The organism is Pedobacter caeni (assembly GCF_900129215.1).
GTDB lineage: Bacteria > Bacteroidota > Bacteroidia > Sphingobacteriales > Sphingobacteriaceae > Pedobacter > Pedobacter caeni.
The window spans coordinates 1038169-1059257 of sequence record NZ_FQUQ01000001.1 but is presented as its reverse complement, the minus strand read 5'-3'; the positions used below and the strand labels follow the sequence as shown (position 1 = coordinate 1059257).

The window sequence follows — 21089 nt, the reverse complement described above, 5'->3', positions numbered from 1 at the left end:
AAACATGGATAAAGTAGAATTTAAGGCAAAATTTGCACATGCATCTATAGAGAAAAAAGACAACTATTACCTTGTGGGGCTCGCTGAAGATGAATTTGATTATGAAAAATATATCCTATTTCAAAAGCCCTATAAATTTGGTAAAAATGACAACCCAAATGCAAAATCTAATGGTATATATGTCGAATGTAATGGAGATTCATGCTTTAATTGCTGTAAAGAAATAAGGATTAATCATAAAAATTTAACGCTTGTTGTTCAAGAGAGTCAAATCATAATAGATATTGAAAATGTAGATCTGCCTAAGAATTTTGTTGAATATCTGAAGGGGATATTTGGCGATTTATTACAAATAAATATGGAACAGTCTTTCGAATAGAAATATATTTCGGTCAGCTGTAGCAGCTTATTTTTCAGATATATGAAACCAACAGAAAAACAAAAAGAAATATATAAAAAATTAGCTCCAATTATTGGAGTTGAACCTAAAGTCATCAAATACGGTGATGATTCTGGTGAAAATGCCATCTTCATTATGGAATGTCCTGATCCAACTGATAAAGACGTTATCTTTTACTCCACGATTGGGTTATCTGATTTTTCTATCGGTAATGAGAAATATGAATTAATGTTCGCAGGATATGCTGACAATGATAAAATAGGGAATATATTAAGTACAAGTGCTTTTTTCTGCATAAAGGATCACTGGAAAGTTTCCCCTGGGACAGTTTTTGAGACTTTGGTCGAAATGTATTACAAGGACCTAGAAATGAAACATATCTATTTCAGCAACCCGTATTTGTGGGAAGATAAACTTGAAGATTTTGAAGTGCAAAATGAAAAAATATCCTTTTTACTGGGTATTGCTATTTCAGATGCTGAATTAGAATTCAGAAAAAACAATAGCGCTGAAGCTTTGGAAGCATTATTTGAGGAGAAAGAGATTGACATTTTTGATATGAATAGAAAATCTGTATTGTAAAGCAATGGAGACAATCCAACAATTCATTAACAGGAACATGAGTACCTACCAACAGCATAGTGCAGTTTCTGAAGAAACAATAGCCAGGTATGATGAACTATTTAAAGGAAAATTTCCGAAAGAATTAACCTGGATCTGGCGAAATATGGGCTTTGGTGTTTTTGAAGACGGTTATTTGCAAATTGTAAACCCGGAAGAATACACTTTTGTATTTGAGTATATAGATAAACTTCTGGAACCTACAATTATTTGGGGGATTACTGCATTAGGTGATTTGCTCTTATGGGAAGGCAACGATAATTGGACAATTGCGGCAGATGAAGGAGATAGGGCCGCTTTTGTTAATATCAGACAACCGAAGAAAAATATAATTGGTGCTGAGGTCGATGTTTATCTGGATATACTTGTTAATGATGAAGACGATTTAATTGATACTTATAAAGCTAAACCTTATCTGGAAATGAAGGGGAAATTGCCAAAGCTACATTATGGTCAATGCTATGGATATGTACCTGCTTTGCCATTGGGAGGGAAAGCCTCCAACAATAATTTACAGGTCGTGGATGCAAAATCTTATATCCAGGTAATTGGTCAGGCAATAGGAAAGATTATAGATCTGGGATAGTTATTGACGATTATTTACATTAATGATTACCGTGGAATAAAAAATACAATATGGCAAGATTAACATTTGAAGAAAGAAACCAGAATAATTACGTCAGGCATGCTGAAGTTTCTTTAGAAACAATCAATAAATACAAAAATCTGCTTCCTGGTGAATTGATCAATATTTGGCAAACAATGGGATTTGGGATTTTTGAAGATGGATTCCTTCAATTGGTAAATCCCGATGAATTTGAATTTGTATTTGAATACATTGATAAATTATTAGAGCCATCTATTGTTTTTGGAGTTACAGCGCTGGGTGACTTGTTGATTTGGGAAGGGAATCAAAATTGGACAATATCCCCGGATGAAGGGAATCGTGTTAAACTAATAGATGTGAGAAAATGTAATGCAAGAATCTTGGGTGATATGGATTTCCTTTTGAATTTTACTTTAGGTGATCATACTGCGATTGCGAATAAATCCTATTTCGACGCCAAACCCTTTTTAGAAATTAAAGAAAAGCAATCAAAACCGGAGTATGGGCAATGCTATGGGTATGTGCCTGCTTTGCCATTGGGAGGGAAAGCCTCCAACAATAATTTACAGGTTGTGGACTCAAAATCTTATATTCAGGTGATCGGTCAGGCGGTAGGAAAGATTGTTGATCTGGGATAGTTATTGAAGAATATTTACATTAATGATTACTGTCTGATAAAAAATACAATATGTCAAGATTAACATTTGAAGAAAGAAACCAGAATAATTACGTCAGGCATGTTGAAGTTTCTTTAGAAATGATCAATAAATACAAAAATCTGCTTCCTGGTGAATTGATCAATATTTGGCAAACAATGGGATTTGGGATTTTTGAAGATGGATTTCTTCAATTGGTAAATCCAGATGAATTTGAATTTGTATTTGAATACATTGATAAATTATTAGAGCCGTCTGTTGTTTTTGGAGTAACTGCATTAGGAGATTTGTTGATTTGGGAGGGAAATGAAAATTGGACAATCGCCCCGGATGAAGGAAATAGGGTGAAAATAATAAATATTAGAAAATGTCAAAGTCGCGCATTAAATTCTATGAAAGGAACTCTTGATGTATTTTTTGATGATTATTTTATAGCTCACAAAGAATATTTCGATTCCAAAGCCTTTTTAGAAATTAAGGACAAGTTATCTCAACTGCAATATGGTCAATGCTATGGTTATATACCTGCCTTGTCATTAGGAGGGAAAGCCTCAAACAATAACTTAGCGGTTATTGAAGCAAAAGCATACCTTCACATCATTGGCCAGGCTGTAGGTAAAATTATTGATTTAGGATAGTTATTTTTTCGGGATTTTCATCACATTAATGAAATCCTGTTTCATCACCTCAGTAAGGTGTTTTCCTATGGCAATGCTGGGCCAAAGCAGGCGGGCACCGACATGTGTACAAGAGCCGAAGAATTGGTAGCTAACGTATTCAAAACCCAACGGACTATCTTCATCACCCAAACAACACAAAACTTCAAATTTTTCCTGTTTATCGTTATTGAAATCCAGCACTTCGCCATTCCAGGCCGCTTTACTTGCTTTCCATAACCTGAACAAGGAGATCGCTGCCTCTTTATCCTCATCATCATAGGCCGATACATCTGGTTTTAAATCAGGGTCTATGTTTAAGATTTTACAGACATCCCCATAACCGTTTACTTCTTCGACGAAATTAATTTCCCCGGATTTTGGGTTTAAGTATGCTGCTTCATCGGGTATTTTCATCATATTATAAAAGTCCTCCGGCATCGCCCTAAAAATGTGTTTTGCGATAAAAGAGCTGGGCCAAAGGAGGCGGGCACCTACATTCGTGTAATCGCTAACGTAGTGTGTTCTGTAGTACGCGAAACCAAAACCAGAACCAGCTTCATCACTGAGATCACAGTAAATTTCATGTTGGGGCTGATACTTATTGAAGTCGATCGCTTCGCCATTCCATGCTACTTTATTTGCTTTCCACAATCTGAACATGGAGATCGCCGCCTCTTTATCCTCTTCATCGTAAGCAGATACATCTGGTTCAAGATCAGGATCTATGTTTAGAATTCTACAGATATCCCCGTAGCTGTTTACCTCTGATTTGAATTTCCTTGCTCTTTCCTGTTCATCCGTTAATTCTAATGAGTTTTCCATTTTGAGAATTGATTGATGGTTTTCACTAACGCAATTCTACAAATAAATAATTAATCAGTTGTGTATTGCTGTTGATTTTAAGTATTTCGGTATAGATAGGGGCAGAATAATCAATCTTTTTTTCTGGATGATTTGGCCATTGGGTTAAACTCAAGGCATAGGTCAACCCAATACTGCAGCTTCTTTAAGCTGTTAAGAACCGTGTCTTCAACATAAACATAGTCTTTCATTACTCTGCCATTGTTCATCATGTTCCTGCAATTGCCGTTCTCTAATTCTACACCCACTTTTTCTGAACCTATGCGGCATAGTAATTCATTGCCTGAAACACAGATACACATTTTTTGATCTATCATAAAGCAAATCCCACTGAACATTTCCTTTTCAGTCACATCTTCGCGGTCGGAGAGTAATTCTCGTACCTGATTAGCCAGTTGTTCATCGTAAGCCATATAGTATAGTTTATTGGATGCCAATTCAAATGTAGTGAATGTTATCATCAGTTATTCTTCTTTCATCCTTCGTAGGATTTCAACTTTCTCCTGTTCACTTTCTACGAGACGTTGCAGGAGCTCCACTTTTTCGTCATAGAGCTGCACTATTTTTTCCATAGGATCGAAGGGAGGAGAGTAGTCAATCAGCATTTGCTTTTCTTTCTTTGTTTTCATGCAGGTAACAATTTCCTGTAAATCTCCTTCCTGGTAGTTTCTTATACCCTCCGGGCTTACTCCGAGTATATTAGCAACTTTTTTCAGAAGTTCGTCTCCGACTTCATCTCTATGTTCTAGCTTGGAAACGTTCTGTTGGGCTATACCCAGCTCAATTGCCATAGTTGATTGCTTAATTCCGCGTAATTCGCGGATACGTCCGATTTTTCTTCCAAGATTCATATTGGTTAGTTTTTAGTTTGACCATTGATTAATTAATGTTGTGCTGCAGCATAAATACTTATTGGTGGCGTTTCTCAGTTACTCATCTGAAATTCCTGAAATAAGAATTGATGAGGGTATGGAGTGTTTTAGAAAGATCTATTGAGTAAGACGCGCTATGTTAGATGCGCCAGTAAAATGTTTCTCTTTTCTGATGAATACATCAGGAATTTCTAAAAATTGAAGCAGGCAGCTGTGATAATAAAGATAATCTTCTGTATTTCCATATTTATTGTAAGAATACCAATGTCATGAGTGTTATTTACACAACACTTATCTGCCAAATGAAAATAGCCAAAAGAGAATAATATTGAAACTTATTGGTTGTCTGATAAATCAAAAAAATTGAATTAAGACGAAAGAATTATCAATAAGGAAATCATTAGCTTTGAAATACAGACCAAAACACTTGGATGAAAAAAGATAAGTGATTTTTGAAAAACCCTATGAAAATAATAAACATAAAACCGGTCCTTCTGATTTTGCCCCTTTTGCTATTTATAAATTGCAAAGGACAGGAGAAGAAGGAGAACGCTAAGTCTGAAAATGATATTTATGCAATAGGACGCGAAATAAAACGTTTCAATAAAGAACCTAACTACGGGGCCTATATTTCAACTAATAATTGTTCTTTTGAGGTCCTCATTAATGACATCCCTGTTATTAAGCATCGCGACGCCTCCGGAGCTGGCTTGTCGCGCTCATATTTCCCTATCAATTGGGACATCACACAAGAGGGCACACAAAAAGTAACAGTCCGTTTATCTCCCGGATTTAATCAGAAGACAGGCTCCTTATTCCCTGCATTAATGAAAAATTCTGCAGTTGAAGTCGTTATCGTAGTATCAGTCCCTGATAAAGATGGTGGTTCTGGCGATGAGGAAGAGATTAAAGTTTACTCAACTCCACAAAAAGAATCCCAGAATAAAAAAACCGCAACCTATGATGGGAGTCCTTCTTTCGAAGATGGTTTTACCTTTGAGGCTAAAGTACCTTATCAAATTCATACGTTAGCTAATGCCGAAACACTCTATACAAAAGATAATGACAAGCTGAAAACCCTGGAAAAAGAGGTGGTTACCAAGTATAACCAGATCAGAGATGTTTATTTAAAAGGTTCAAAAGATGATTTAGCCAATGAGCTATATACAAGTGAAAAAAGGACTGCACAGCAATTGTATTCCTCTCCTGAGGAAATAAAAGAAAGATGGGACAACGACTATCAATTCAGAACCGACGCTAATCTGGAATTTTTTGATCTGAAACCAATAGAAAACTACAAACTGACTTTTTATGCCAACGGAAAATTAGTTTGTCTGGAAAAGAAAAACAACGAAAAATCATCTCTTTGGGGTGGTTTTAAACGAAAAGATAAAGCTATTGGAACAACAACTTACATTCGGCTCTATTTGTATCGTCCCAAAAAAGGTGCTGAGCTCCAGGTGTACTAAATAATTATTGAAATAGAACGATTGCAAAAAATGAATAAAAAGCACCAGTCGGCGGTAGTAAAAATACTATTCATATTCTTACTTATATCAGGCGTGTTTAATGCAAATGCCCAAACATTAAATTTAAAAAATACCAAATGGAAATCTAAAACTTTTTGGGGATATGGACATGGAATAGGTTCTGAAATCTTTCCTGAAAACACGAAAGACCCATATCATGACTTTGAATTCTTAATTGAATTTGATTCATTAAATTTTATCAGTACAAATAAGGCTTTGGAACAAAGTGACGTCAAACAAATAAAAGGTTCCTATCATATTTTTGCTAACGGTTATATTAAACTTGAAATTGATACCCTTATTTGTATAAACAAAAACAAACCCTGTTCTTTATCCTATAAAAGCGATTATACTCAATATCACAAATACTCCACATACTCGCAAAACAACGACGGGAAAATTGAATTTAGTAACATTTATAACCAAAATAGCTGGATTGACAAGATCGTAAATGCTTATCTGAAAACACCGCAAAATGCAAAAGTCCGAAAAGCAATAACTGATAACTATTACATCGAATGGCTTCCGGCAGATCCGGAAAAAATAGAAGGTAACAGCTATACACTTGTGCCGATAGTTTATGAACTCTCAAAGAATGAGGAAGATTTTGACATAAAGAGATATACAGACAAGTATAAGCTGTTAAACACGCTTTACATTCAGCGTCCCTCAAAAAAAGTATTTGAAATGAATCCTTCAACAAAAAAGCTTGAAGAACTGAACATCAAAGGACAATAATCTCCAGCATTCTTCTGATTATCTCATTGATCCCAGTTTAGGTTACAGGCCGATAGTCTGATTTCCACAACAGCTGCTCTGCTATTGATGATGATCACTGTTTCCAATTGGGATTTTTTGTTAAGATGATTTGATGAACTGCATGTTATTGATATAACTGCAGTAGGACATCTTGATCTGTTTTTGATGATGATGTGTCAAAGATGGACTTTAATATACCAGCTGATGTAGCTAAACTGGCTAATGTTGTAGCTTTTTTGTTCCGGAATACCGGTCAGGTTACACTTATTGGTGCTGATTAAGCATACGTAGTCGCTAAGTAGACGCTGTTTATGCGGTTTGGAGGATATCTGATCGTAATTTTGATTTATCAATCTAACCTTTAAACATCTAACTACCATGAAATCAAAATCAGCTATCCTATTGCTTTTAACGCTGCTGCTCTCTGTTACCGCCTGTAAAAAGGATAGAGATAAGGAACCCGAAAAAACTGTCAATGAAAAAGTCATAGGCAGATGGAACCTTACCTCTTTCATCGAGATCATCCAAAAGCCCGGAGAGCCGCCAAAAACAAATACATCCGAATTTAAAGGGGGGTATTTCGAATTCTTTGCTGATGGCACAATGAAGACCAATATAGAGGGGGAACTAACCGCTACCTATAAGATAAAAAATGATACTACGATTGAACTCTTTGATGAACCTTATACCATTAAGGAAATCACAAACAACAAATTCGTTTTTGAAGCATCATATACCAGCAGTACCAGAACGGTAACCAGCACCTTTACCCTCGGCCGCTAAAAATTAAGACCATGAAAACTTTAAAAACTATAATGCTGTTTACGGCAATGATCTTTGCCGTCCAGGCCTGTAAAAAAGATAAAAATAAGGAACGGGAAAAAACTATCCAGGAAAAAATACTTGGTAAATGGACCTATGTTTCCCGAACCGTAACCACTACCAAACCACCCAGTATCGATACCAATCCCGCCGAGCCAGGCGATTACATGGAATTTAGAGCTGATGGTAAAATCCAGGTCAGGATGAACGGAGCAGAACGTACCGGAAACTATAGCATTAATGCGGAGAATAAGCTGCTGGTTGAGGATGAAGCTTATGATATAGACGAACTGAACGACAAGAAACTGACATTTAGCATTTCGGAAAAAGATGGTGATAATATTGATAAATTATCGTACAACCTGAGCAAATAAGAGCCAATTCTTTTTACATGTCAGTACCTGCGCTATTAAAACCACCAATATGAAAACCAAATACTTCATTTACAGCATAATCATCATCACCACTTTTATCAGCTGTGAAAGTAAAACTGACATTTATCAGGGCCGCTATAAGAATCAGCAGGTTACTGTCGGCATTAAAGAAACCAGAACTTTTGTCTCAGGTACAGTGGATTATTTCATTAAACTGGGTGATTTAAAACCGGTATATATTGATGCCCATACCATAGACCTCAATGGCAGGCCTTACAGTTATGCCATTTTTAAAGATATTCCTTATCGCCTCATTGGCCCCGATACGGTTACCTATAAAAACAGGATCGAAAATAACGATAGAAGAGTGACCATGCTTTATGTAGACCCCGACCAGCTCGACCTGAAAAGTTATCAGGCTTATGCTGATTTTTTTGCAAACGGATGGCCCCAGGTAGAACAGGAAATGTACAAGCTTAAAAACATCTATTTTGATACCCATCTTGTGGGGACAGCCTATGTCAGGCGCGAGGATCTGGTGCAGTATTTTACCGGGCAGTCAAATGGCAGACCTTACTTTTTTGACATCAGTGCGGATGGGGCCATCGCTTACCATGAGGGAACTCCGGAAAAAAATGAATTCAACCTCGAGAGCAGCGGCCTGGCGGAAAAAATAGAGATGCCTGGAAAAATTATACGCATCATCGATACCTTGTCCTGTAATGAATCAATTTTAAGGAAATTCAAAGACCGTCATGGCAAAAGTATGGAGGACTATTTTACGATTAGGAGATAACGCACAATAATAATCACTAAATTCGGCCCGGTCGGGGATACTTCTTAATAAAGATGTTAACCTCAGGGTAAAATCTTGTTATGGACGAAATTTTAAAATCGAATTTAGTACACCAAATATCTGTCTTTTGTGCGGTATTCCTCCCTTTATTTCTAATAGTCAGATTGTACCGGATTATAAAGTTTAAAGATTATTCAAAGGGAAATTATATTTATATCATTTCGTGTATAATTGTATTATTATTAATATTTACGTTAGTGTTTAACGATTATCAAAGATTATTCCTGGGCTATTTTTTAGTCTTTTTTGCTATTCTGTTTTTATTGATTTTCTCAATTGATAAAGTAATTCGTAGAAGGTAGCTGTCTTGTGATACAGATGCTTATTACTTAAACTTCACCACCATATCAATAACTTTTTGTACTTTCGCGTCGTAATTGGTTCTTAACATAAAATTTCACAATGTTAGGATTAATAGGGAATCAGGTGAAAATCCTGAGCAGACCCGCTACTGTAAGTTCTATCACAACAATTGACATCTAATTGCCACTGTTTTTTAAAAGAAAATGGGAAGGCCGTCAAATTGGGAATAAGTCAGGAGACCTGCCAGATACATATATTTTTTAAAGCCTTCGAGGATGAGGTTTTGAATACAGCATGGACCGGGGTAATTTTACTTCGAGGGCCCTCGTGGTCTGTTCCGTTTGTTTTCGCATGTCATTCCCGAAGCTATTTATTCAATTATTGATGTATATCTCAGACGCATTAAAAACGTTAATGATCACGTTTTTAGCATTTATTAGCGCTAATCTATATGGGCAGAAAAACTGCCCTGGTCCTATATGTCTGGATAGGGGCATTCCCCGGAATTTATCTACAATATCCCAACTCATTTTACTAAGTAACAGATCAGGATTTAATTAAAACTCAGATAATCAAAAAAACAAACATGAAAAACTTGAAAGGTATCATTTCTCTAAAGCTACTGGTCGCAGTTATGCTCTTTGCCTCCTCTTGCAAGAAGGAATTACAGGTTAAGCCAACCATTTCCGGGGTCGAGACAGATATAGCTACGCTAAACATCGGTGATAAACTAACCTTAGCGCCCAATATCACAAATACCAAAGGCAATAGCTATATCTGGTTGGTGAATGGCAAGGAAACAGCTTCGGGGCAGCTCAACTATACCTTTCAGGCCACCGAGCCGGGAATCTTTGAAGTCATATTTAAAGTAACCAATAAAGGAGGTACAGAGCAGCAATCTTACAAATTAACTGTAGAAAAGCCGATTGTGATCTCGTTAACTAATGAGCTGAAGGTCTCCATGTCCAATGTATTGGAGATTACGCCTGCCATCACCGGACCGGACCGTAAGGATTACGAATATGAATGGTCTATCGGAGATCTGGTGATTGGTAAAAAACTAAACCTGAGCTTTATTTCCCCTGAAGCGGGAACTTACGAGCTTACACTTCGTGCAACCGCCGGAAAACAAAGTGTTTCCGCCAAATGCACGATCGCAGTAAAGGAAGAACAGTATATAAAAAATGCCTATACCGTACTCGAATATGCTCCTTCACCAGGCAAAAACCACAATTGGTCTATCATAGGATCTGCGGATAACTGGAAGTATGGTGACGAATACCCACTCGCTTACAATGATTTTCTCGCGAAGGCAAGCGCCATTAGAAAAATAAATACAAATGCTGCACTCTTCCTGGGTAGCTGGGGTGGATCTGTCACTTTCAAATTTGACCATACTGTTGCCAATGTTTCGGGTAAAACCGATCTGGAGATGAATGCTTTTCACTCCGCCCGTGACCTGCCAGCGGTGTACGTAGCCTATGACCGTAATAAAAACGGAATGCCGGACGAAGACGAATGGTACGAGCTGAAAAACGATGATTATGGGCTGGAAGATATCCCGGAATATGAAATGGTGTTTACCTACAATAAAACGGAAACAGATGCCAAAAGGATATACAGTTATTTTAACTGGAAAGACAACCAGCCAAGCCTTGCCAGTGGAGAGATCCTGACCAACAAAACCTTTACCAGTTCCATGACCAGCGCAGGAGCATTCTCCAACAGAGGTTTCTTTCCAGGACTAACCGTAACCGACAATTCGACAAAACAGACAGCCATTCTGGATGGATGGAAAAGTTCTTTCTCCCGCAAGGGAAAGCGCATCAGCAGGAACATTACTGGTGCCGCTCCATTCTTTCAGAAGTTGAATATTGATATCGATATGGCCGTAAACAAAAAAGGAGAGACGATTCAATTGCCGGGAATCGATTTTGTAAGAGTTCAAAAGGTGGTCTATCCTTTTCAACAGGACCTGAGCACAGGGAATGTGATGACCGATTACAATATGGAAGAAGGGCGCATGTTACAGGTGGGGTCTATTTTGGATAAACACCTCAAAAATTAAAAAAGCCGGGTAATCCCAATGTATAATCCAAATCAAAAATTAGAACTTATTATGAAAAAATCCCTATCTATTAAAACCTTACTGGTAGCAACCATTTCTCTTGGTGTATTGGCTTCCTGTAGCAAACAGAACGATTTATTACCAGAGGTAACTTCACAAACCAAAAGCACAAAAGAATCAAAAACGAGTCTGGCCACAAGCTATACCATCACTTTTGAAGGTATCGGAAGTAGCTTCATGGCTGGTAATACCTCATACGGAGATAATGCCTACTCTTCCTGGGCTGGTACCCAGATCGCACCATATGTGCATTCGCCAAGCAATTTGAAGTTTGCGATCAAAGGTGCAGGCGGAGGATCTCCGGTCGACTACTGGAACGGAGGCTTTGTGGTTTCCGACTGGAACAACAAATCAAATACTCCGGGAAAAACCGGTGATTGGTGGTATTCTTACCTCAATCAGTGCAGTGTTTATTCAGGTACAGATGGCGCTAAAAACGGTGGCTATGGTGGCAGCAGTAATTTTGCAGTCATGTTTGGCTATGTAGATTCCTATAATTCAACCTATGCTACACGTCCTAAGCTTGATTTTACATCTGGCAGCGGAGTGGTAGAAGGGATGTATGTAACGCTTTCGTCCTATACTTATGGGGTAATCCAGAATGGTAATTCATTCGGTTCAGGAACGGCAACGCCATTAAAAGATGTAGCAGGAGGAGCGGGGTATCTGAAATTGCTGGCCTATGGATTTAATGGCAACACAGCCACAAATAACGGTGACCCTGTTGAAATTGACCTCGCAAGATACAATAACCACTTGCCTGTTACCGGACCTTTAACCGCATGGACTTATTTTGACCTTTCGGACCTGGGTAATGTTACCCGTGTTGAATTCAATATTGAAGGTAATGATTCAGGCACCTACGGACTAAATACACCAGCCTATGTCTGCATAGACAATGTAAAGGTGACATTATAATCCGATAAATAATACCCGGCTTTTTTATAATACTGCTATCAGTTAACGATAGTGCAAATCATAATTTGACAAAATGAATAAATCTTACAAATTTCTAGTTTACCTGACCACCGTTACCATATTATTAATCGGTGGCTGTAAAAAAGAAGCTGAAACACCAGCACCTGCACCTGGCATCTCCGGACTTGAAGCTGAATATTATGTGGTGGTCAAAGAGACCTTATTGTTTAAACCTGCAATTGAAAACAAAGTAGATTCTTTAGTATGGCATGTAAACGGAAAAAGGGTAGCCAATGCTATGGAATACAATTTCCAGGCACCTGCCGAACCAGGCACTTATAACCTGATCGTGATGGCATACAATTCGGGCAACGTTTTCCAAAAGGTAGTCAGGATCACTACTGGCCGGTATCTGAACTTCCAGACCACAACCAATGCCATCCTGACGTTGGAGGCATCAAAGAAATTTGCAGGCAAAAATGATCTGAAATGGGAAGTACTTTCTCCTCCATCTGAGCTTTACCGACTAACGGCTACCAATGCAACCTCGGCAATGTTTGCAACCGTGGATAGGGGAACTTACAAGCTAAAGGTATCTTCCGGTGACCTGGCCGATACCTTACTCATCACTGTGCGCCGACCTGAACGCCTTGCTTCAGCCTATATCGCTAAAGTGTTCGATTACCTTCCGGCGCCTGGTCAGTTTGTAAACGAATTGCCAAAATACGTTGCCGGTGATACTTATGAAACGATGGTTAACAAAGCAGGAAAAGAACTTGTAGGAGAGAATGCCAATGCCATCACCCTGGGAGGCTGGGGCGGTTACGTAGTTTTGGGCTTTGATCATACCATTGTTAATGTAGCAGGCAGACGCGATTTCAGGATTCATGGAAATGCTTTCGGTGCTGCCGCGAATCCCCGTCCAAACGCACCTTTTGGTGGAAGCTCCGAGCCAGGAATTGTGATGGTAGCTTATGATAAAAATAAAAACGGTAAGCCTGATGAAGACGAGTGGTATGAAATAAAGGGAAGTGGTAATTTCTCTGCTGAAAAAGAGCCGTGGTATGCGATTGCTGTCGGCAAGAATAATGATGTACGTACCTTTCGCAGTTATGAAATGACCTACGACAGGCCTGCAACGGAAAGTCCCACAGGTACACCTCAGAATAACATCAGTATCAACAATTATATCCGTTGGGCAGATAACCAGGGGCAACAAGGTTATAAAGTGAAAAATACTTTTCATGCACAGAGTTATTATCCTGCCTGGCTGAAAGATGATAAAATCACTTACAAAGGTATTCGCCTGGCTAGAAACGGTGTAGAAGAAAGTGGACAAGGAAGTTACTATGTACAATACGCATATGGTTACGGATATGTAGATAATTATCCCAATACGCATGATAATTCCGGTATTGATATTGAATGGGCTATTGATAAAAACGGAAATAAAGTCATCCTGCCGGGCATCGACTTTGTAAAGATCTACAATGGGATAGATCAGGAAAATGGTTGGTTGGGAGAAGCTTCTACCGAAATCAGCAGGGGGGAAGATTTACACTTGTTAGGAACAAAAATTGAAACCGTAAAACAATAAGAAGGTCTGATGATCACTCAGAATAGAAAGACGCATCAAAAATGCGTCTTTTTTATTTCAATAATAAATAACCGTATACCGGATTTATTCGAAGCTGAAGGATATTTGTAAATAAATAAAAAAAATGTTGTATTAGTGGTATTAAAATTGCTGTGAACAACATACACACAAATTTAAACCACATGAAAAAAACAATTCTAGTGATGGCAGTTTTTGCCATGCTTGCCTCCTGCAAGAAAAAATCCGATGAAGTAATTAAAACCCCTGATCAGAAAGAGAAATTATCCCCGGATATTGAATTGGTCGTTAAGGGGGCAACAGAAGAAAGTAAGCCGCTGTATAAACGGCCTGAAACCTATAATTTTTTAGGGTTTGGATACGATGTTACTGATAAGTTCGACGACGAAGCCTCAGTAAGAGCAAGCGTAGTTGACGTTTTAGCTTATGCTGCCAGTGGATCTGATTTAGTTAGCATAGCCAGAGGCACTGAAGGTTCGTGGAGAACTATTCATGCCAAAAATGCGATGGAGCTTTCAGAAAAATTTTCCAGTACTTATGAAGAAACCAAAGGTTTGAGGCTCTTTGGAAACACTATCGAAAAGATATTCCCTGGAACAGTTGCCACAGATAAAAAATATGTTTACGGATACTATTCCAATTACATGGTATGGAAAAGATATGAGTTTTATCCTGAGCAACGTGTCAATAAATTTCTGACAGCGGGTTTCAGGAACGACATTACTTTACTAAGCGCCGAGGAGCTTATTCATAAATATGGAACACACGTTCTGGCCGGGATAAATATGGGTTCAAAATTTGATGTTGTTTATCAGGCAGAGGCCCCGGCAGAAAATAGAGAGTCTGTTATTATGGAAGGACTACGCTATGCGATAAAAAGAACATTTGGCTTAATGACCGGCCCCATGGATGCGGTGAAGTTAGAGAACTTAAATGCAAATTCTAAGGCACAAATCTATTATAGCTCCATTGGAGGTGAGCTGAACAGGTTGAGAACTGAAATGATAAATAACAGAGTGATGTTGAATATTACAGACTGGCGTTCAACTAATACAGAAGACAATGCACGGTTTATTGGTGTTTTTAGGGATCGCCTGGTTCCACTAGATAGTTTTATTGATGAACCCCTTAAAAAAGCCGCGGTAAAAGCTTACCTCGGAAAATACTTTGCTGATAAAGCAGTCAGGTTGACAAACTAAATTTATGGGCTGGACTTGCCGCCATGTGGGAAGCTGTCTCTGCTGATGTAGGTGTAGCGCTACTGGCTATTTTGACCGCAGTTCGTATTCAAAGAATGAAGTTTTAACGTAAGCAGGTTGTTTCTATTATATGAAACAGCCTGCTTATTTTTTATTAAAAGTCTTTTTTGTGGTTAATTAACATGATATTTTCCAGGTTTTCTCCATATCATATCTTTCGTATACCATATATCTGTCTGCCTGGAGATCGCTTTTAAAAGTTTCAAAGGATAGGCAATGGCGGGTGAAACATGATCATATTTGAAAAATATTTGTTTACCAACAAAATTTATCTGATACTGCGTACTCTGTACATTCATCAACAACCTTCAGTTTGCCCCGAACTATTTTATTTTTATAGAGTTTTCTTTCTCTGGTATCACTCAGCCCTGTTATTAGATATTTTTCTGTTTTGTCCCATCCCCGGAAAGCGGTTTTATCGAAAAAATCTGGCATAAATATAAGTTTGCTTTCTTTCTCAGACCATTTGTAGAATTGATGCACTTCATTATCTCTCATGGAGTTTGCCAGATCCAGAATAAGAAGATCTTCATATCCATCATTATCCACATCTGTTATTGTTATGAAATTATAATCTGCATGACCAAAAATCATTTTTTTCTTACTTACAAAATCATTTTCTTTGAATTTGTTATTCTTATAATAATCATAAGCAAAATAATATGAATTGCTATTTAGAACTTGCCAATGCTGAAGCTCAACAGTGCCTTCTATACAGTCGTAAGCAGATTTAGGTAAAAAGCTATTTTTATCTTCTTCTATTTCAGCAATGGTATAATTTTTTCCTCTAAACAAATCTTCAGACTTAGAGAGCAGCAATCGGATGTCTATCTTTTTTTTATTGATTTCCAATGGAATTGTGACTACATATTTCGATGGAATATTCACTGTATCTACTTTTTTTTGCACACTTTGGTTCCTGGAAGAGGCCGGAGCATGTATTTTACCTTCAATATCCGTAGAATCGATTTTTGCTATATTGACCTCCTCATCGTTTGAGATTTTTTTAGATTGGTTTCTCCCACAGGAAATCAACAGCATTAGTATTAAAACAAATATTTTCATTCATTTATATTGTTAGTCTTTTCCAGGCCCTCGAATTTTACTCCGTCTATTTCAAAATACAGGTTTTCAAAATCGTTTAAAACCACAATGTCAGTGGTTCCAAACTGATCGGCAAAAGTTCCCTGATATTTTTGTCGTTCAGTCATATGCTCAGTCCCTGATGTACAACATCAGTAATTCTATTTGGTTAAAACGTCTATTATAGGTTTCCTGTATTCCTGGTCTTTTTCCAGTATTTCTATTATTCCTTCTGTTAGGTTTAAGTTCAGATATATTTCAGGGACATCGGCTTCAGTATCAAAGAATAGCTTAAACTTATAATTACCTGCAGTATTAAGATTTGATATGTTTTTGTTTAAGGAAAATACAGTCGTCGCTGTCACTTGACTGGCAAATGGCCTGGATGTATTGACCGAATATAAAGTGCCTAGTGCCTTTATAAGTTCATTACTTTCTTCCCCAATAGAGAAAAACGTTACTGCGTCATAAATAAACCCAGCATTACTGATCTCGCCGTTTTGCGTTATACCTGCTGGCATATTGGATTTAACCTCAACCTGTATTCCTACTGTTTTGCCATGATAAAGCCCTTTGGCAACATAGATATGAGTACTATCTGTCGGTTTATCGGATATTATTTTTAGATAAATATCACTAAATCCTTCTGAAGGATCGGCTCTCAAGGTAATTTCTTCTAATTTGGTGTGTTGAGGTGTTTTTTCGGAGTTGCATCCAAACAATGAGGCTATAAATCCCATAATGAGTGTTATTTTGATATAATTACGTGACATTTTTATGTGTTTAAGTGTAAGAGAAATCAGGCTACGGAATCTCTTTTTTTTATTCTAAAAACATATAGTTGAAATTACAAGATATTTTAATAAAATTTCTCAATCTTGTACTGTTTTTAATTAAAACTCTACACTTGCAAAACCGGAAATGTAATTCAGACTATAAGAGAGTGTACCCTCAAAAACCTGATTTAACAACATGAATAAATGTCAGAATATAACCTGCCACATTTCGGACGAGGGATTGAATGGATTCAAGACCAGAAAAGAAAGTTTTGATGAAAAAGCTCCTGTCCTCCGAAACCAATCGGTTCGTATCCTGAATGATACGCTTCGTAGTAAAATTTAAACACTTCGTAATTAATTTCTTTGTCTTCTTTTTAAAGATAGAGAGCTTTGATGTAAGTAAAAACTTATAAATCAATAAATTATGAAACGAGAAACTAATCGCCGCTCTTTTGTAAAACTGGCTGCTACAGCCGGTCTGTGCACGCTGGCAAGCCCGGCTGTTTTGGCGGGAAGCCATCCTGAGCAGCTTGCCGAAAATGAGGAAACGAATAAGATCCCAAAAAAATCCTGGTATCCACTTGGGGTTTTTAAAAACCCTGTGCTCGAAAGTGTTTTCCTTTTTTATGTGGGAAGCACCTGGCAAAGACTGTCTGATGTTGGGGAATGCTTTGATACTGCATCCCGAATTGATGAAGCGAACGACTATAGCTGGTCAGATCAATGGATAAAAACCGGCAACAGGCTAAAGGTGCTTGGAGATGCCTGCCTGAAAGAACATCATGAATTTACAGCTGGAGAATCTTATTTACGCTCGTCCACTTACTATCGCGCAGCGCTTCATCACTACCCGGATCCGGCTAATAAGATCGTAAAAGAACTCAGCCTCAAGGTGGTTAAAAATTACAAAATGGCCCTGAAACTAATGTCAATCCCATTCGAAGCAGTGTCTATACCGTATATGAAGACAGAATTGCCGGGTTATTTTTTCCCAGCCAAATTGAAGTCCAACAAAAAAGCACCTGTGATCATTCTTCATGCAGGACGAGACTCCTGGGCCGAGGATTATCTATGGGTTGCGCAACAAGCTGTAAAACGAGGTTACCATTGCTTACTGTTTGATGGTCCGGGTCAGGGAAAAGTGATACGGATACAGGGAATCCCTTTCCGGCCTGACTGGGAGAATGTGATTACACCGGTACTGGATTTTCTGAAACATACTAAAAAAGAGGTAGACATGAATAAGACGGTGTTGATGGGATTCAGCATGGGGGGATTTCTGGCCCCAAGAGCGGTAACAGTCGAAAAACGCATTAAACTTTGTGTGGCCAATCCTGGTGTGCTCAATTGGACAGCAAGTATATACAATGGTTTGAACCAGATAGATCCTCAGTTATTGCCTTTGTTTCAGGCGGGCAATTACGATCTGTTTGATCAGAAAATTGAGGAGTATATGAGAACGAGCAGTTATGTTAAATGGGGAATAACAGATGAGCTGTGGAAATACGGTGTACATAAACCCTCAGAACTGATCAAAAAATACCAGGAATACAATATTGAAGCTGTTGCCAAAAACATCGGGTGCCGGATGATGGTGATCGATGGAACGGGAGAGGAGTTCTCGGTGGGAGAAGCGAAAAGGCTGTATGATGCACTTACCTGCCCTAAAGATTATGTATTGTTTACTGAAGAGGATACAGGCTATTTGCATTGTCAGCCGGGGGCATTAGCCATTGCGTATACCAGGATATTCAATTGGGTGGATAAATACATTGATGTAATATAAGAACTGTGTCATGGCACATATGAGGCTAAGGTTACGAATATGATAACCACTGTTACGGATATAAAGTCACACTTTTTGTGACTTTATATTTTGAGTCAACTTTAAATCATAGAGCGGAAATTAATGGCAATGCTGAAACTGTAATATAAGTTACTGAGAGTAAAATATTTATTTATAATTAGAATAATTATTTTCTTTATTTGTGGTTTTTGTTGTGAATAATGCATAGGTTAGCCTATGAACCTTACAACGATAACTTCCGCTCCTATATCCCGATACATTGATCCGCTTACAGACTTTGGTTTTAAACATCTATTAGGGAGTGAGCCCAATAAAGAAATCATGATTGCTTTTCTGAATGCCATTTTTGCAGGGAAAAAGGAAATTGTGGATCTGGTTTTTAGTCCGACAGAGTATGCGGGAAACACCGATGAGTATAAGAAAGTGTTTTTTGATCTGATGTGTACCGGAAAAGATGGTAATCAATTTATTATCGAAATGCAACGTAGAGAGCAGGAATGTTTTCATGACCGTTGCATCTATTATATATCCAGATTAATTAGTGAGCAACTTCCTAAGGGAGCAGTCAATTGGGATACCAGGCTTAAGGAAGTGTATTTAATTGCGGTATTGGAATTCAAATTTAAAAACAATGATGATGGTCGTTATTTACATGACATTGCACTTATGAACAAAGATACAGGCGAAGTTTTCTACGATAGGTTAGGGTTTAAATTCCTGGAATTGCCTAATTTTGATAAGGAGGTCGATAAATTGGAATCAGATCTGGATAAGTGGTTTTATATTCTTAAAAATATGAGCCGCTTGGAAAAGATACCATCGTACTTCGATAAAGGGATCTTTCAAAAATTATTTAAAATCGCAGAGGTGAGTAAATTAACAAAAGAGCAACGGAAAATTTATGAATCTAACTTAAAGGCGAAGCGGGATTATATGGCTACTATTGAATTCGCCAGAAAAGAGGGGGTGGAAAAGGCCAGAATTGAGGGAAGGGAGGAAGGTATTGAGGTAGGTATGGAGAAAGGTGAGCTAAAGGCAAAATTAGCTGTTGCCCTTGAATTAAAGGAAATAGGAATGGCAATTGATCAAATTTCCAACATCACAAAACTTTCAATTGAAGAAATCGAGAAATTGTTATTTTAAAAAACTGTCCAGGTATCCCAATATTGGTTTGGCCTGCATCATCAGACTAACATGTCCCTGTGAAGGGATAATGGCCAATTGCGATTTTGGCATTGTCCCGAAATCGGCACATACGGCACCCCCTAATAATTGATAAGTTTTTACAAACTCGATTTTATCCAATCCGTCATTGTCGCCGGCTATGATCAATACCGGTGCAGATATTTTCGAAATATTGGCATCACCAAAGTCAAACGGTTTCCCTGCCAAAGCGATCATCTGCGCCAGGAATTTGGTCCATTTTGTCTTATCTGGTGCCACAGCATCATATGCGATTTGCATAGGGCTGTTTGCAAATAATTCTGGCTTCATACTTTTAAATGCATTATTTATCTGGGGCATCCAACCTGTACTTTTATAAGTGGCAGAAATAATGACCAGTTTCTTTAAGCGTTTAGGATATTGAATAGCAAATTTATAAGCGACTGCACCACCAAAGCTATACCCTAAAACATCAGCACTGTCAATTTTCAGGTAATCCATTACACCTTCAACATCTTTAGCCAATATCTCATGGTCAAATTTTCTCTCTGAAAATGGTGTCTGCCCATGCCCCTGCATTTCAATGGCAATGACTTTTCTTGTTTTCGACAATTCGGGGATTAATTGTCCCCAGTTCGTCCCAATGGTCATGAAGGCGCCATGCAGCAAAACGATAGGTTTACCCTCGCCATATACTTCGTAATAAACTTTGATGCCGTTAACAGGTGCATAGCCATTGTTGGAAGGTTTGATTTGTCCGTTTGATTGAGATGCTGTCAACATAATGATTGCAATTATCAGTAATGATTTAAAGTGATTCCCTGTGCTGAATAAATTTTTCATAGTGATGTTTGTTTAAGTTGGAAACTTATTGGTGAAACAAAGGTGGTGACGATTTCGTGATTTTATGCGGTGTAAGAACGACAACTTTAGGGGTGAATTACGACTCTGGTAACACGCTGATTTAATTGCGCTAAATTTTATATTTTTAACCGATTACAGTGAAGTTAATTTAAA

Annotated in this window: 23 protein-coding genes and 1 riboswitch; of the genes, 16 read left to right on the top strand and 7 right to left on the bottom strand. The window is 37.9% G+C overall.

The window, feature by feature from the left end; genetic code table 11:
* Nucleotides 1-4 precede the first annotated feature (4 nt).
* From BUC20_RS04500 to BUC20_RS04480, 5 genes are read left to right on the top strand one after another with little or no spacing between them, the layout of a single operon-like run.
* Nucleotides 5-379: an Imm10 family immunity protein gene (locus BUC20_RS04500; RefSeq protein ID WP_073227949.1), complete on the top strand. Its 375-nt coding sequence runs from the start codon at nucleotides 5-7 to the stop codon at nucleotides 377-379.
* A gap of 42 nt (nucleotides 380-421) precedes the next feature.
* Nucleotides 422-982 carry a suppressor of fused domain protein gene (locus BUC20_RS04495; RefSeq protein ID WP_073227946.1) on the top strand — a complete coding sequence of 187 codons (561 nt, stop codon included), beginning with the start codon at nucleotides 422-424 and terminating at the stop codon, nucleotides 980-982.
* Between the two features lie 4 nt (nucleotides 983-986).
* Complete coding sequence (locus tag BUC20_RS04490) at nucleotides 987-1607, top strand: T6SS immunity protein Tdi1 domain-containing protein (protein WP_073227943.1); 621 nt, start codon at nucleotides 987-989, stop codon at nucleotides 1605-1607.
* 50 nt (nucleotides 1608-1657) lie between these two features.
* A complete protein-coding gene (locus BUC20_RS04485; RefSeq protein WP_073227940.1) occupies nucleotides 1658-2266 on the top strand; it encodes a GAD-like domain-containing protein in 609 nt (202 codons plus the stop codon).
* 50 nt (nucleotides 2267-2316) lie between these two features.
* Nucleotides 2317-2922 carry a GAD-like domain-containing protein gene (locus BUC20_RS04480; RefSeq protein WP_073227937.1) on the top strand — a complete coding sequence of 202 codons (606 nt, stop codon included), beginning with the start codon at nucleotides 2317-2319 and terminating at the stop codon, nucleotides 2920-2922.
* Here the strand turns inward: BUC20_RS04480 and BUC20_RS04475 are convergent, their stop codons facing one another.
* The 3 genes from BUC20_RS04475 to BUC20_RS04465 all read right to left on the bottom strand — a co-directional run bounded on the left by BUC20_RS04475 (nucleotide 2923) and on the right by BUC20_RS04465 (nucleotide 4655).
* A complete protein-coding gene (locus BUC20_RS04475) occupies nucleotides 2923-3765 on the bottom strand; it encodes a hypothetical protein (RefSeq protein ID WP_073227935.1) in 843 nt (280 codons plus the stop codon).
* Nucleotides 3766-3875: 110 nt separating this feature from the next.
* Complete coding sequence (locus tag BUC20_RS04470; protein ID WP_084528526.1) at nucleotides 3876-4265, bottom strand: TfoX/Sxy family protein; 390 nt, start codon at nucleotides 4263-4265, stop codon at nucleotides 3876-3878.
* A gap of 3 nt (nucleotides 4266-4268) precedes the next feature.
* On the bottom strand, nucleotides 4269-4655 hold the full coding sequence (locus tag BUC20_RS04465; protein WP_073227931.1) for a helix-turn-helix domain-containing protein: 387 nt from the start codon (nucleotides 4653-4655) through the stop codon (nucleotides 4269-4271).
* 485 nt (nucleotides 4656-5140) lie between these two features.
* On the opposite strand from BUC20_RS04465, the gene BUC20_RS04460 reads away from it, so the two are divergent.
* From BUC20_RS04460 to BUC20_RS04420, 9 genes are all read left to right on the top strand, one after another.
* Nucleotides 5141-6145: a hypothetical protein gene (locus tag BUC20_RS04460; protein ID WP_073227928.1), complete on the top strand. Its 1005-nt coding sequence runs from the start codon at nucleotides 5141-5143 to the stop codon at nucleotides 6143-6145.
* 30 nt (nucleotides 6146-6175) lie between these two features.
* The gene (locus BUC20_RS04455) at nucleotides 6176-6943 is read left to right on the top strand and encodes a hypothetical protein (RefSeq protein ID WP_073227925.1); all 768 of its coding nucleotides are present in this window, start codon (nucleotides 6176-6178) and stop codon (nucleotides 6941-6943) included.
* A 399-nt stretch (nucleotides 6944-7342) separates the two neighbouring features.
* Complete coding sequence (locus tag BUC20_RS04450) at nucleotides 7343-7747, top strand: lipocalin family protein (protein WP_073227922.1); 405 nt, start codon at nucleotides 7343-7345, stop codon at nucleotides 7745-7747.
* 11 nt (nucleotides 7748-7758) lie between these two features.
* Nucleotides 7759-8160, top strand: coding sequence for a hypothetical protein (locus tag BUC20_RS04445; RefSeq protein WP_073227919.1), 402 nt, complete (start codon nucleotides 7759-7761; stop codon nucleotides 8158-8160).
* 49 nt (nucleotides 8161-8209) lie between these two features.
* On the top strand, nucleotides 8210-8956 hold the full coding sequence (locus tag BUC20_RS04440; protein WP_073227918.1) for a hypothetical protein: 747 nt from the start codon (nucleotides 8210-8212) through the stop codon (nucleotides 8954-8956).
* 421 nt (nucleotides 8957-9377) lie between these two features.
* Nucleotides 9378-9581, top strand: a riboswitch (cobalamin riboswitch).
* 324 nt (nucleotides 9582-9905) lie between these two features.
* Nucleotides 9906-11387 (top strand): PKD-like domain-containing protein, encoded by a 1482-nt coding sequence (locus tag BUC20_RS04435; RefSeq protein ID WP_073227915.1) that lies wholly within the window; start codon nucleotides 9906-9908, stop codon nucleotides 11385-11387.
* Between the two features lie 51 nt (nucleotides 11388-11438).
* Nucleotides 11439-12365, top strand: coding sequence for a DUF4465 domain-containing protein (locus BUC20_RS04430; protein ID WP_159441050.1), 927 nt, complete (start codon nucleotides 11439-11441; stop codon nucleotides 12363-12365).
* Nucleotides 12366-12438: 73 nt separating this feature from the next.
* On the top strand, nucleotides 12439-13962 hold the full coding sequence (locus tag BUC20_RS04425) for a hypothetical protein (RefSeq protein ID WP_073227912.1): 1524 nt from the start codon (nucleotides 12439-12441) through the stop codon (nucleotides 13960-13962).
* 182 nt (nucleotides 13963-14144) lie between these two features.
* On the top strand, nucleotides 14145-15179 hold the full coding sequence (locus BUC20_RS04420) for an MAC/perforin domain-containing protein (RefSeq protein ID WP_073227910.1): 1035 nt from the start codon (nucleotides 14145-14147) through the stop codon (nucleotides 15177-15179).
* A gap of 315 nt (nucleotides 15180-15494) precedes the next feature.
* Here BUC20_RS04420 and BUC20_RS04415 read toward each other — a convergent pair whose 3' ends face one another.
* The 3 genes from BUC20_RS04415 to BUC20_RS04410 are packed head-to-tail and all read right to left on the bottom strand — an operon-like array spanning nucleotide 15495 to nucleotide 17095.
* Entirely contained in the window at nucleotides 15495-16304 is an 810-nt protein-coding gene (locus tag BUC20_RS04415; protein WP_143166695.1) for a hypothetical protein, read from the bottom strand.
* The gene (locus tag BUC20_RS33870; protein WP_159441049.1) at nucleotides 16301-16450 is read right to left on the bottom strand and encodes a hypothetical protein; all 150 of its coding nucleotides are present in this window, start codon (nucleotides 16448-16450) and stop codon (nucleotides 16301-16303) included. The genes BUC20_RS04415 and BUC20_RS33870 overlap by 4 nt, the downstream gene beginning before the upstream one ends.
* Nucleotides 16451-16483: 33 nt before the next feature.
* On the bottom strand, nucleotides 16484-17095 hold the full coding sequence (locus BUC20_RS04410; RefSeq protein WP_143166694.1) for a hypothetical protein: 612 nt from the start codon (nucleotides 17093-17095) through the stop codon (nucleotides 16484-16486).
* A gap of 430 nt (nucleotides 17096-17525) precedes the next feature.
* On the opposite strand from BUC20_RS04410, the gene BUC20_RS04405 reads away from it, so the two are divergent.
* Nucleotides 17526-18887 carry an alpha/beta hydrolase family protein gene (locus tag BUC20_RS04405; RefSeq protein ID WP_073227901.1) on the top strand — a complete coding sequence of 454 codons (1362 nt, stop codon included), beginning with the start codon at nucleotides 17526-17528 and terminating at the stop codon, nucleotides 18885-18887.
* 237 nt (nucleotides 18888-19124) lie between these two features.
* Nucleotides 19125-20051, top strand: coding sequence for an Rpn family recombination-promoting nuclease/putative transposase (locus BUC20_RS04400; protein WP_073227899.1), 927 nt, complete (start codon nucleotides 19125-19127; stop codon nucleotides 20049-20051).
* Here BUC20_RS04400 and BUC20_RS04395 read toward each other — a convergent pair.
* Nucleotides 20043-20915: an alpha/beta fold hydrolase gene (locus BUC20_RS04395; protein ID WP_073227896.1), complete on the bottom strand. Its 873-nt coding sequence runs from the start codon at nucleotides 20913-20915 to the stop codon at nucleotides 20043-20045. The two genes, BUC20_RS04400 and BUC20_RS04395, sit on opposite strands and share 9 nt — an antisense overlap.
* Between the last annotated feature and the right edge of the window lie 174 nt (nucleotides 20916-21089).